The sequence below is a fragment of the Mucilaginibacter terrae genome, from assembly GCF_042679325.1.
Classification (GTDB): Bacteria; Bacteroidota; Bacteroidia; order Sphingobacteriales; family Sphingobacteriaceae; genus Mucilaginibacter; species Mucilaginibacter terrae.
On record NZ_JBHTMJ010000011.1, the window covers coordinates 272591 to 286075 of the forward strand.

A 13485-nucleotide genomic window follows, 5' to 3' on the forward strand; every position below is an offset into this window, starting at 1 on the left:
ATGAGTTTGCTATTCATAAAAGATGTTTTTGTGGATTGCAGAAAATGATCTCCAGTTTATTTATATGAATTTTTAAATACAATATATTGATTGATAGTTGGTTGTGAGTATATTGGATGGTTTTTAAATTAGAGTTATCCACATAGCTGTTAATAACTTATTAACTTTTGTAAATAAATAGACTGATATACAGATAGATAAGGGCGTGATTGTTGCTTTATTTAATTAGGTACATACAAAAAAATATGGCTATGAATAACCGATTTTACAATTGCCTATACACATTCGGTCAGCAGATCAAGAGTTTGAGCCGTAATGAGAAAACCAAACTCAACAGCTATTTTATTGTTGTGCATCCGGGTGTGCCCATTTTTGGTAATAAAGAAAAAGCCAAACCCGAAATTGATTTTGTGGAGGGTTGCCCCGAAGTAATCAAATTAAAGATCCTGAACATATATCACCAAGTTTTTGCCTGATGACCACACAATTACAAAAAATTCAATCGGCTTTAAAGGAAATGGTGCTAACCTATATCGAAGCCCAGAAGATTGACATTGAAACTTCGTATGATACCAAGGTGAACGCCGCCGAAACCAACATCCGGGTAATTGCTAATAAGCGCCTACCTTTTTTGGTGTATGATTTGATGAAACAGCTCCATGTTTTGGATGCCATTGAATTTGAAAGCTCCGAAGCATCGGTACAATACGTGGTGCAGGTGGTAGGCAGCATGACCAACTTTGCCGATATATGGGAACATTGCCTAACTAAATGGGGCAAGCAATCGGCCGCGCAGGTAGCTATTCAAAACCTGTTTGAGCTGTGTGGAAGTTTGAAAGACAATTATCAAACACTATCAATTTATTTGGCGGTGAAGTAAGTTGCCTGGTTATTAGTATCTTAAACGCTATAAAAACTGACAACCCGCTTTCCGCCGTTGCCTGTGTGGTCTGCAGGTAATTAACTATTCCCTCACCAGGGTAACCCCCATTAAACCGATCACCACATCATTAGCAACGGTAATGAGTTCGAGGCTTTTTAGTTTTTTAGCCGGGTTGAGGCACAGATCAAGCACAGTGGCCGCACCGCCATCAATACCCTTATTGCTGAAACCTTTAATGCCGGTGTAATTTTTAAAAGTTAAAGATGCCGTACCGGTTTTAAGGTAAACCCTTAAAGGTTTGGCCGCGTTAGTGTTAAATGCAAAACCATCGTTATCATAATCCTGCTCTACAGGCCACCAGTTTTCGGGGTTTTTTAATTCCAGCAACTGGCGTGTACCGTCCTCATAGTTAATAATAACCGTGCCATTAACCAAGCGGGTTTGCATAGGGTTGGTAGAACCCGCCATCAGCAAATAGGCATGTGATGCCGAACCGTTCAACGGTATGCTGATGCTATGCGGAAAATTATCCCACTGCGAGGTAAAGGCGATATTTTTACCTTCGCCACCCGGCGTAGCAAACGGAATATGTTGCGGTGTTTCGAACCGGTTATCGGCACCGGCCAGTTTACGTAAACCGCTATCATCAATATTAGCCGTGGTAAGTGGGTAACACCAGTTGCCAATGCCTTGCGTAGGCAATTGCAGGGTAACACTCTGTGGTCGTGGAGATAAATATTGGTTGGTAAAAATGTGCGTCAACTGGTCGTTGAACTTTGAGGTCATGTTTACCGTTTGCATGGTTTTATTGGATGTGCTTGTAATGCGCCAGTTGATGATAGTAGTATCAATGGTTTGTCCGTTGTATGTTAAACGGATGTGGTTGCTGCCAGGAATCAGATGCTGTAAAGGTACGCTAACCTCTGCCGATAAAGTTTTGCGCTCTAAAATCATATACTGCTCAAATGCATGCTTCAATCCCGGATTGACCTGTACCTTAATATTACCTTTATCGTCATAATTATACAGCTTAAATTTAAGCTGATCGGTGGGTTGCTCCACTTCAAATCTGATGTCGATAGCTTGTTTATGCGTTATTAGGTCTAAAGGTTGCCACCAGGTTAAAGCGCCTTGTTTCAGCTGCACAAAAGCGGTGTGGTTACCGGTAGCAGGCTTGCTTGTCCAGGTTAGTTGATGGGGTGTAAATGATTGGTTAGCAAATACGCCTTGAGGATCGGCCACTTTTAAAATGGTGGCTTTGCCGAACGCCCGTACATAGGTTTTAACAGGAATACAATGTAGGATTTCCGGGTTATTATCCAATGTTTCGTTACCCCACGTTACTTTAATCAAATATTGCTTATGCGTACCCGCCGCAATTTGAATTACGGGCTGCCCAACGGCCAATGACAGGTTGGTCCATTTAGCCGGTTTTCCGTTTACGGTAATTTGTTTTACTTGTGCTGCACGGGCAGTGAGCTCAAAATTTAAAGCTACCGATTTGGGTAGGGCAGTGGTAATGGTATAGCTATCAGTTAGCCCGCTGCGTTTAAAATTAAATTGTATATCGGGCACATTTAACGAGGCGTAAGCCCATTGCGCAGGCAGGCCAGGTTTAATGGTAAGCCGGTTATGGAGTATATTTGGTTTGATGCCAAACAAGCCTTCTACCAGCGTACGGGCGGTCATGCCAATTGGGTCGGCAAAATCGCGGTATAATTCCCCGCGTATGGCATCGTAAAAAGAGAGCTGCTGAAAATTACCCGGACTCGCGCCCAGATACATACTTTCGAGCAAAGTGCTTTTCCAAAGATCAAAGGCACTTTGGCTACGCCCGCCCTGCCAGTAAGCCAGCGCCGTGTGCATGTTTTCGGCCATAGCCACATTGTTGAGCGACCAGGTATAAGGAAGCCAGTTGGTTGTAGCCAGTAAATGGTAATTACCCGTTAAGCCTTTAGCCTGTATAGCGATATGCGGTATCTCGTTATCTACATAACGCAAGCTCTGGTAAGCCTGCATGGCGTTGGGTACACCTTCATCAATAGCATGATAAATGGTCCACAAGCCCGGCGAGGAGTGCAGTAGCTTGTTCCCCAGCAGATCTTTAAATTCGGCATAGGTGCCTTTGCCAGGTATCCACAAGGTACTGTCTATGGCTCGTTTGATCTTGTTGGCTTCCTGCTCGTAAGGGGTAGGGCTATCATTGGCTAACCGAGCCAGCTGAGCGGCAATTTGGTTGGCGCGGTAGTTATAGGCCGATGAATGAGTTACCCCGCCGCCGCTGTATTGAAGGGCGTCGCTGGCCCAAATACAGCAGTAGGCATCGTAAAGCCCGTCTCCATCGTGATCATAATTTCTTTTTTCCCAGGCTAAGTGACGTTTGATTACCGGCCATAGTTTTTTAACCTCACTTACGTCTCCCGTCCAGTAAAAATGAGTGAGCAGCTGGTCTATAAATACCAGGTTCATATCGTAGTGGTGAGGGCGTATATCACCACCGGGGTTACGGCTAATGTACCCGTTGCTAAACATGGAGTTGCCCAGTTTTTCCTGCTGGCGGGCCAAGTGCAACGCAGTATCGGGCATAATGGGCCCGCTTTCGGGCGTGATGATCTGCGATAAGGCATAGCTGCTGAAATGCTGCAAAGCACGGTGGTGCCATCCTAACACATCGGCTGCGTAAGCACCGCGCCAGGCCGGTAAGCGCATACGCCAGGCAATAGCCCCGTGCATGTACGATGGGGTTTCCCAAATAGCATCGGCGGCAACGGCTAAAGCCCCGCCTAATGTGTTCAGGTAGGGGTCGGGGGTGTTGAGTTGAATACGCGAGGTAAGCAATTTGCGTGCAGCCTCAGCTTGGGCGAAATGCAAAGGAATATCGGCATAAGCAGCTTTTGAAATGCCGGGGCCAATCATCCAGTACAAAGGCTTGGCGGTATCTTTAATTAACCCGCAAATAAGCGGCTTTTCGGCAGCGGTAGAGTTATATAGTTCCTGGGGGGTATCCTGCTTTTCGGCATTTGCGAGTTTTACTGTGGAAGAAACAGGGTACAATCCTGATACGATATTTTTTGAGGTAACGATCTCGTTTTTTTTGCCCGGGTTCTGTTCATTTTCATACCTGCTGGCTTCGGTGGCAGATTTTGCATTGTAATCTACCCTGAACATCATTTGATCAAGCTGGTATCTATTATTTTCACAATACTCCGGCTTCAGGTAAAAAGAAGATTCGGGGTCGGCGCCTATATCGCCATCGCGCGAAAATTTCTTACCCGTTACGCCGCCATAGGCCCAAAAGAGCTGTACGCCGGGCGCGTTTTTGAGTTCTAATTTTAACAGCATGTGTTCGTTAATGGCGCTGGCCAAAACCTGTATGCTAATAGTGCCACTGCCCAACAGAGGGTCGGTAATGGTGTATAACATGGAGCCTGCCCGGTAGCGGGCTTCAATATTGGCGGCTTTAATTAACCATTTACTTTCTTGCCCTTTAACTAAGCCCAACTTCAAGTTACCACCCATCCCCGGCAGGTAAAGGGCAAATTCGGGCAGGTCGCCGGCCTCAACCCTAAATGCGGTATTAGTGCCGTATATAGCCCGGTTAAAACGGCGAGAGCCATTTTTTATGACGAAATCCTGTCCGTTGGGTTGGTAACGGATGCTGCGCTCAATGCCATGCCAAGGTGTTTGGCTGTACGCTGTTTGTATGTACAAGGCAAGTACCATACTAATTATTGTACAGGGCAAATGTTTTTTATATCGGCTTATATTATAAAATATCGCCGTTCTTTTAAATGAGTACTTGCTTGTGTAGAACAATGTCAGTAGAAAATAAAGGTATTATTGGCTTCTAATTTCAAAGGTGGGTAAACTACTGTTAAATTCAAAAAAACAATGCCGGCATCAGGATAGACAATGATGCCGGAAAAATCAAATGTCGTAATGGATAATATTATAACAAGCATGATGACTTTAAAAGTTTCTTTGTGTTTATTTGCGTTGATTAACCAATTACCTTGTAAAATTAAGCCAATGTTGTGCTGCTCAGTTGCAGGCACAAACCTATTGGCAACCTAATTATAACGGAATGAAAAAGTTAGCGTTATTGAGCTTTTTGTTATTGAGCAGCCTTTTTGCCACAGCACAAAGCAACTTAATTACCAATATACAGGCGCGAAAATCGCTTAGCCTGAACGGTACCTGGCAATATATTGTGGATACTTATGAAACCGGTTTTTACGACTACCGCTACAAAGAATTAAAGGAAAACAATGGGGATGCTTATTGGAACACCGACGTGCCGGCTAACAAAAGCGAAAAAAAAGAACACGGCTACAGCGATAAATACCAGCTACAGGTACCCGGCGACTGGAACCATCAGAAGCCCGAATTTGTGTATTATGAGGGTACTATATGGTACAAACGTTCGTTCGACCATCCTAAAAAAAATCCTGCAAGTAAGTATTACCTGTATTTTGGCGCGGTAAATTACCGGGCCGATGTGTACCTGAACGGTAAAAAGCTGGGGATGCACAAAGGTGGTTTTACGCCGTTCAACTTTGAGGTTCCGGCGGCATTGTTAAAAGAGACCGGCAACTTTTTAGTAGTTAAAGTAGATAATAAGCGCGATGCCAACGAGGTACCTACTCTTAATACCGATTGGTGGAACTACGGCGGCATTACCCGCGATGTAAAACTGCTGGAGGTACCGCAGCAATACATTCAGGATTATTTTATCCAGCTTAAAAAACCGCAGGCCGGACAGGCTCCCGGTAAAAGCCCAATAGTAGAAGGCTGGGTTAAGCTGAACCAGGTACCGGCTGCAGGCCAAATGGTTACCATTGAAATTCCTGAACTGAAAATTAAGAAGCAATTGCCTGCTACCGGCGAATTAACCAAACTGAACTTTGCCTTGCCTAAGTTGCAATTATGGTCGCCTGTAAAGCCTAAGTTGTATAAAGTGCTGGTAAGTGCCGGGCAAGATCAACTAACCGATAAAATTGGCTTTCGTACCATTGAGGCGCATGGCAAACAGGTGTTGTTAAACGGTGAGCCCATATTTATGAATGGTATTTGCATTCATGGCGAAATTCCGCAGGATGTAAGGCGTGCTTACAGCGAGGCGGATGCGCGTCAGTTACTGGGGCAAGCGCGCCAACTGGGCTGCAACATGGTACGTTTGGCCCATTATCCGCACGATGAAAGTATGACCCGCCTGGCCGATTCGCTGGGCATTATGGTATGGTCGGAGATCCCGGTTTACTGGACCATAAATTTTAATAGTGCCGAGGTTTTAGCCAAGGCCAAAGGCCAGCTGGATGAAATGATTACCCGCGATCATAACCGCGCTAGTATTATCATTTGGTCGGTTGGTAATGAAACACCGGTAAGCCCTGCCCGCACTGATTTTATGCACAGCCTTATTACAGCTGCCCGCCAAATGGACAACACCCGCATGGTTTCGGCAGCGCTGGAAGTAAATTATAATTCGGGGAAGAACCTGAATGTAGTTGATGACCCGCTGGGCGAATTTGTAGACCTGGTAGCCTTCAACGAATATTTAGGCTGGTACAGTGGTTTGCCCGATAAATGCCGCACGGCTAATTGGAGCACAGCCTACAACAAGCCCCTATTCATCAGCGAAACGGGTGCTGAAGCTAAAACCGGTTTTCATGCCGATTCGCTTACCCGCTTTAGTGAAGAATACCAGGAATGGTATTATAAAGAACAAATAGCCATGTTTAAGCGCATGCCCGATAATTTCATAGGAGTTTCGCCCTGGTTACTGGCCGATTTTCGGTCGCCCAAACGTAATAATCCGGTTTACCAGGAGGGCTGGAACCGCAAAGGTTTATACGATGACAAAGGCAATAAGAAAAAAGCCTTTTACCTACTCAAAGCCTATTATGCCGAAATGGAAAAAAAGTATCTACAGAAAAAATAATACTTATGAATTTGAAACAAGCCCTATGTACAGCATTTGCCTTATTAAGTTTTAGCCTAAGTTATGCGCAAACAGCTCAACATACTTTTGCCCTGGCCGATTCTACTTTTATGCTGGACGGTAAACCCTTTTTAATGATAAGTGGCGAAATGCACTACCCCCGTGTACCGCGTGAGGCGTGGCGTTCCCGCATGAAAATGGCCAAAGCAATGGGCCTAAACACCATAGGCACCTACGTATTTTGGAACCTGCACGAACCGCAAAAGGGTAAGTTCGATTTCAGTGGAAATAACGATGTGGCCGAGTTTGTAAAAATTGCCCAGCAGGAAGGTTTATGGGTAATATTACGCCCAAGCCCTTACGTATGTGCCGAATGGGAATTTGGCGGTTACCCATACTGGCTGCAAAACGAAAAGGGTTTGGTAGTGCGCAGTAAAGAAGAGCAGTACTTAAAAGAATATGAAAGCTACATTAAAGAAGTAGGTAAACGGCTGGCACCTTTGCAGGTTAACCATGGCGGTAACGTTATAATGGTGCAGATAGAAAACGAATACGGCTCATACGGCAGCGATAAGGAGTACTTAGGCATTAACCAAAAGCTGTTTAAAGAAGCCGGTTTCGATGGATTATTGTACACTTGCGACCCTGCTAACGATGTTGCCAAAGGGCATTTACCCGGCTTGCTACCCGCCGTTAACGGGCAGGATAACCCGGCCAAAGTAAAGCAGTTGGTAAGGGATAACTATAATGGCAAAGGGCCATTTTATATAGCCGAATGGTACCCGGCCTGGTTTGATTGGTGGGGAACACCGCACCATACCGTAAAAGCCGAAAACTACGCACCAAAGCTGGATGCCGTGCTGGCGGCCGGCATCTCTATAAACATGTATATGTTTCATGGTGGTACCACCCGCGGGTTTATGAACGGTGCAAATTTGAACGATAGAAAACCGTTTGAGCCCCAAATAAGTAGTTATGATTATGATGCCCCACTGGATGAAGCAGGCAATGCCACGCCAAAGTTTATAAAGTTTAGAGAAGTGATCCAAAAGCATTTACCGGCCGGCGTAACCCTGCCCCCTGTTCCTGCTGTTAAACCGGTTATCACTATTCCTGCAATTTCCTTAAACCAGGCCAGCGCTTTAAAATACATGTTGCCAAAAGCGGTAAGCAATGCATCGCCTCTAACTTTTGAAGACCTGAACCAGGATTATGGTTTTGTATGGTACCGTACCACCATGCAAGGTGGCAAGGCAGGTGTGCTTAAAATTAAAGACGTGCGCGATTACGCCATTGTGATGGTAAACGGCAAAAATGCAGGCGTATTAGACCGCCGCTTAAACCAGGATAGTTTGCAAATTACCCTGCCAGCCGGACAAGTAACGCTGGATATTTTGGTGGAGAATATGGGCCGCATTAACTTTGGTAAATACCTGCTGCAAAACAAAAAAGGAATTACCGAAAAGGTAATGTTTGCGGGCGAAGAACTAAAAAACTGGCAAATGTATGGTTTGCCTTTCAGCACCGTTAAAGGGTTGAGCTACAAAAGCCCGGGCGATAAAGGTGATGGGCCTGTTGTAAAAAAAGGCACTTTTATTTTGCAACAAACCGGCGATACCTATTTGGATATGAGCAAGTGGGGAAAAGGCGTAGTTTGGGTGAATGGTAACAATTTAGGCCGTTACTGGGGTATTGGCCCGCAACAAACACTATATGTTCCGGCCGAGTGGTTAAAAAAAGGAATGAACCAGATTGTAGTGTTAGAGCTGCTTAAACCAAATGAGAAGGTAGTTTCGGCTGTGGAAAAGCCTATTTTAAATACATTGGTTCAAAACGTGGACACGAATAATTAAATAACAATGAGAGTTTTACAGGTTTTATTTTTAATGCTCTTGCCTGCGCTTGTTAACGCAGCCGCTGTTACAGAGTACCAGGTAGCCAGTCCTGATAAGCGGATTGTAGTTAAGGTAGGCTTAACTGATGCCAAACTGTATTATACGGTTAACAGCGGCGGCGCACCAGTGCTGCTGAAATCCAAATTAGGTTTGGTGCGCGAAGATCAGGACTTTTCGGTAGGAATGAGTCTTGTAAGTGCTGCTCCGCAAATATTAATAACTGATGAATATGACCTGGCTACGGCCAAGCGCCGTAATATAAAGTATGCAGCTAACCGCCGGGTTTTTCATTTTAAGAATAAGGCCGGTAAGCTGTTAGATCTGATTTTTCAGGTATCAAATGACGGGGTTGCGTTCAGGTATCATTTTCCAGAAAGATCGACCGATGTGAAAAAGATCACGGCCGAACTAACCTCATACCGGTTTAACGCCGATACCAAAGGCTGGCTGCAACCCATGAGTGACTCCAAAACCGGCTGGGAAAAAAGCAATCCATCCTACGAAGAGTATTATGAGCAAGGTATAGCTGTAGGTAAGGCATCGCCCATAAAAGCGGGATGGGTTTACCCGGCGCTTTTTCAGGCTGGTAACAACTGGGCTTTGGTTAGCGAAACCTTTCCCGATGGCAATTACTGCGGTACCCGTTTACAGGCACAATCTCCTAATGGTGAGTATGCGGTGGGCTTTCCGCAATCAACGGAAGTATTTCCGGGAGGAGCCTTAAACCCTGAAAGCAAATTGCCCTGGTACACGCCGTGGCGCATTATTACCGTAGGCTCGCTAAAAACCATAACCGAATCAACTTTGGGTACCGATGTAGCCAAACCTGCCGCAAAAATGGATCTGACTTTCGTGAAACCGGGACAGTCTTCGTGGAGCTGGGTGATTATGAAAGATGATTCGACGAAATACAGTGTACAAAAACGATTTATAGATTACGCCGCCGATATGCAATGGGAGTACTGCCTGATTGATGCCGACTGGGATACCCGCATAGGTTATGATAAAATACAGGAACTGGCCGATTATGCCAAAACTAAAAACATTGGCCTGATACTTTGGTACAATTCGGCTGGTAGCTGGAACACTACACCCTACCACCCACGTAACCAGATGCTGACGCGCGAAAGCCGGATTAAAACATTTGAGCGATTAAGCAAAATGGGAATTAAAGGCGTTAAGGTGGATTTTTTTGGTGGAGACGGCCAATCGATGATGCAGTATTATGTGGATATTTTGAAAGATGCTCTTACCTACAACATCCTAGTGAATTTTCATGGCGCTACCTTACCGCGTGGTTTACAGCGCACTTACCCTAACTTGGTAACTACCGAGGCTATTAAAGGAATGGAGTTTGCTACTTTTGTGCAAAAGAACCAGGATATACAAGCCGAGCATTGCGCCACTATCCCGTTTGTACGCAACGTGTTCGACCCTATGGATTTTACGCCCATGGTTTTCGGCCAAATTCCTAAGATCAAACGTAAAACTACCAATGCTTTTCAACTGGCCTTGCCGGTGCTGTTTTTGTCGGGTGTACAACACATGGCCGAAACGGATGAAAGTATGAAAACGGCTCCAGATTATGTGAAGACATTTTTGCGCCACTTACCCGGCAGGTGGGACGAAGTACGTTTTATAGACGGTTATCCGGGTAAGCTGGTGGTTATGGCCCGCAAAACAGGTAACCGCTGGATTATAGCCGGTATTAACGGTGAAAATGTTGATAAGGATGTTAAAATAGACCTAACCTATTTCAGCAAATTCATTAAACGCAGTATGATTACCGATGGCAGCGAAGAGTTTTCGTTTGCACCCGGTGAGGTTACGGCCGGCAAGTCACAAATAGTTAAGGTAAAAGGTAACGGAGGGTTTGTAATTACGTTGGAGCAGTAAATAGTTCCTTAGGTTAATAAACAAATAAACCGTTATTAGGAGTGCCTCCCAACTACGGTTTATTTGTTTAAGTGAAGCCTATTTGTGAAGGCTACTTTATATTGTAAGTTTTTACCCCAACTAATGGTACCCCGGTACTGGTTATACCTTGCACCACAATGCGTACAGTGGTTTTGCTATCGCTATTATAATAGTTAATATGGCTGTTGCCGTTTTGGCGGGTGCTGCCATCGGCCTCCCAATGCAAGGTGGCGCGGGCATCCAGTTTTATTTCGGGTTTAGGCCTGTTGTACAGCGGCTTGTAAAAGGTACGTGCCTCGTAATAACCATTAATTTCAGCCTGGGTTGCACCTGGTGCAGCTTTATTAAAGGCGCTTGGTTTAAGGGTTAAATAAATAAGGAACACCACCCCTAAAGATTTGGAAGAGGTGCTAACACCTGCAGAACTCGCAGGATCGGTTGGAGCATTGGTACTGTCGGGAACGGTTGCCAGTAATGATGGACCCCCTATCATCTTTTTAATAACTACTTTTTCTACGGAGGTTACCGGCAGGTCGTAGTACGAATTGGCTATAGTGTTGATCACATCTATGGGGTCGTTATCGGTAAATAGTGCATCGCGGTTATTGATGATTATACGCGGTGTGATCTTCTTGCCGTCGGCCATAAAGTACAGGCGGTCATTATCGGCGTCAACCCGGGCCTGGTTAGAGGCAAACTGGATGTAATCGCGCAGGGTATTATAGCGTTTATCTTCCTCTTTAACTACAAGCACTTCATCTTTATAACCCAGGCTGGTTATGGTTTGGTCGCGCAGTACCTGCTTATTAACATTGGTAACCTGTATATCTTTTAGTCTGATCATGGTATCGCTCAGGCCCTGTCTTTTACTTAAAGTTACTTGTTTTACCAAAGCAGCCGTAAGTGCGGGGTTAACAACCGCATGGGTATAATCAGCTGCTGATTTTGCTATAGCCGGGTACTTGGCCGACAAAGAATCGATCGAAATAATACCTAATGCCTTTCCTTTTACATCTTTAGAATTTACGCGCAGGCTTTGCTGGCCGTATAAAAGCAAATTATCAAAATAATACTTTCCCTGCACATCGGTTTTCGCCGAAAACAACCGGCCATTGCTGGCCTTAGGGGCAATTAGGGTAATGTTGGCATTAGGTACGGCACCTTTTTTGTCTTTTACAATGCCCGAAATACTAATGCCCTGCTCGGGTAAATAGGAGATGGTCAAGGATGTGTCTGCCAGTCGTTTCCAAACAAAATCGCGCCAGCCCTGGGTTAACAGGAGTAGGTCGAGCTGTTTTTGACGTTGCACATTGGTTGTATCAAAGTATCGTGCGGCATATCTTACTTCACCTTTTAACTCCGATTGCAACATGAGGTAAGCCAAAATGTCGCTTTCTTCCACGGGCACCATGGCAGCGTCTACGGCGGTTAAAGAAAAAGACGCATCTACCGGCTTGCCCAAATTATCGGCTGTTTTAACATCTATATTAATTTGTTCGCGCGGAGCGTACGTGGTTTTACTTAAGCTGATGTTCAATTTTGCTTTGTGCGGGTTATCAATATAAATTAATCTTTCACAGTTTGGTTTCAACCCACCGTCGTACAGGGTAATGCTGGCTATACCGCTGGGCAACTGGCTGGTTGGTATAATTACAGCCGCTGTGTTGCCTTTTAGCTGCAGCGTTTGGTTATAAGTAACTTTGCCAAAGCTGCGTGCTTTAATGGTAAGTGTTTGTGCCGCATAAGTAGCCTGCGCTTGTTCATTACAGGTAATTACCGCGTAAAGGGTAGTATCTTTCCGATAAATTTTTAAAGCCAGCCCATTGTTTAAAGTTGCCGGCAAACTATTGCTGTATAGTTTTGCACCGTATAAGGTTTTTGCCTGGTAAGTTTGGCCGTTAAGGGGTAGCAGGCTAAACAAGCCCATACCTAATGTATCTGTTGCAAAACTGGCCACGGTATCGCCCGTTGATGATAATATCGCGCCTTTTGCGGCTACGCCCTTACCGTTGGCCGTTTCTGTTTTTACGGCCACTAAAGTACTTATGCCTGTTACCAGTGCACCTCCTTCTGGAAAAAAACGAGTTACTGGTGTACCTGTATTATTGGCTGCAACCGTGGGTATCTTACTCCTCACAATGCTGATTTGCTTTTCAAAAATAAAATTATCACCAAAATTTCGCATCCAGTTTGTGTAAGCCCTTAACCGGTAATTACCGGTAGCAATAGTGTCGGGTATAGTAAAGTCGCCTTTGCCCAAACCTTCACTCAATAAAATAATTTCCCGGCTCATAACCTTTCCTGTCGGTGCAATTAATTCAACATATAGGCTTTTAGTAGTATTTAAAGGCCTATTGTCCTGTGCGTTTAACAGGTACGCTTTGTACCATATATCATCGCCAGGGGCATAATATTGCCGGTCGGTGTGCAAATATATTTTCTCAAAAAAGAGTTTTACTTCTTTATTGGGGGCTTTGGTTTGTGCTTGTACGGGCAGCACAGCTACCCACAAAAGTGCACAGGCAAATAATGTGATAATTTTTTTCACGATGTATTATTGTTATTTTAAAAGGAAGCTTAATCGGTTAATAATATTGCAATTTATGCAACTTTATTCTACTTAATTTTGTAAAAGTAAGAAAATAAGGACAGTGCAGGACGGTTTGTCAACATTAAGTCAATAATTTTAGTTCCTGATAATGTAGTACTTATAGGCAATAACATATTGCACTTCTATATTATCAAAAACCAATTATAAAAACCAACGTATGGAAAAATTTTTACAAGAAACTTTCTTGGCTGCCTGCACGCCTGATTTTAAAACTATCAATATTACATTTATTGTTGCA

The 13485-nt window shown here is 44.4% G+C and carries 8 protein-coding genes; 5 read left to right on the forward strand and 3 right to left on the reverse strand.

Annotated elements, in window-relative coordinates; genetic code table 11:
• Positions 1–251: 251 nt before the first annotated feature.
• Entirely contained in the window at positions 252–476 is a 225-nt protein-coding gene (locus tag ACFQ3S_RS10790) for a hypothetical protein (RefSeq protein ID WP_377164199.1), read from the forward strand.
• Entirely contained in the window at positions 476–880 is a 405-nt protein-coding gene (locus ACFQ3S_RS10795) for a hypothetical protein (RefSeq protein WP_377164201.1), read from the forward strand. Before ACFQ3S_RS10790 ends, ACFQ3S_RS10795 begins: the two co-directional genes overlap by 1 nt.
• Before the next feature lie 84 nt (positions 881–964).
• On the opposite strand, the gene ACFQ3S_RS10800 is transcribed toward ACFQ3S_RS10795, so the two are convergent.
• Together ACFQ3S_RS10800 and ACFQ3S_RS10805 are read right to left on the reverse strand one after the other, a co-directional pair.
• Entirely contained in the window at positions 965–4606 is a 3642-nt protein-coding gene (locus tag ACFQ3S_RS10800; RefSeq protein ID WP_377164203.1) for a DUF4450 domain-containing protein, read from the reverse strand.
• Positions 4607–4701: 95 nt separating this feature from the next.
• A complete protein-coding gene (locus tag ACFQ3S_RS10805) occupies positions 4702–4938 on the reverse strand; it encodes a hypothetical protein (protein WP_377164205.1) in 237 nt (78 codons plus the stop codon).
• A gap of 29 nt (positions 4939–4967) precedes the next feature.
• Here ACFQ3S_RS10805 and ACFQ3S_RS10810 point away from each other — a divergent pair, with 29 nt between their 5' ends.
• The 3 genes from ACFQ3S_RS10810 to ACFQ3S_RS10820 are packed head-to-tail and all read left to right on the forward strand — an operon-like array spanning position 4968 to position 10615.
• Entirely contained in the window at positions 4968–6824 is a 1857-nt protein-coding gene (locus tag ACFQ3S_RS10810) for a glycoside hydrolase family 2 protein (protein ID WP_377164207.1), read from the forward strand.
• A gap of 5 nt (positions 6825–6829) precedes the next feature.
• Complete coding sequence (locus ACFQ3S_RS10815; protein WP_377164209.1) at positions 6830–8677, forward strand: glycoside hydrolase family 35 protein; 1848 nt, start codon at positions 6830–6832, stop codon at positions 8675–8677.
• Between the two features lie 6 nt (positions 8678–8683).
• Positions 8684–10615, forward strand: a complete 1932-nt coding sequence (locus ACFQ3S_RS10820) for a glycoside hydrolase family 97 protein (RefSeq protein WP_377164211.1) — start codon at positions 8684–8686, stop codon at positions 10613–10615.
• Positions 10616–10706: 91 nt separating this feature from the next.
• Here the strand turns inward: ACFQ3S_RS10820 and ACFQ3S_RS10825 are convergent, their stop codons facing one another.
• Positions 10707–13184, reverse strand: coding sequence for a carboxypeptidase-like regulatory domain-containing protein (locus ACFQ3S_RS10825; RefSeq protein ID WP_377164213.1), 2478 nt, complete (start codon positions 13182–13184; stop codon positions 10707–10709).
• Positions 13185–13485: the final 301 nt, after the last annotated feature.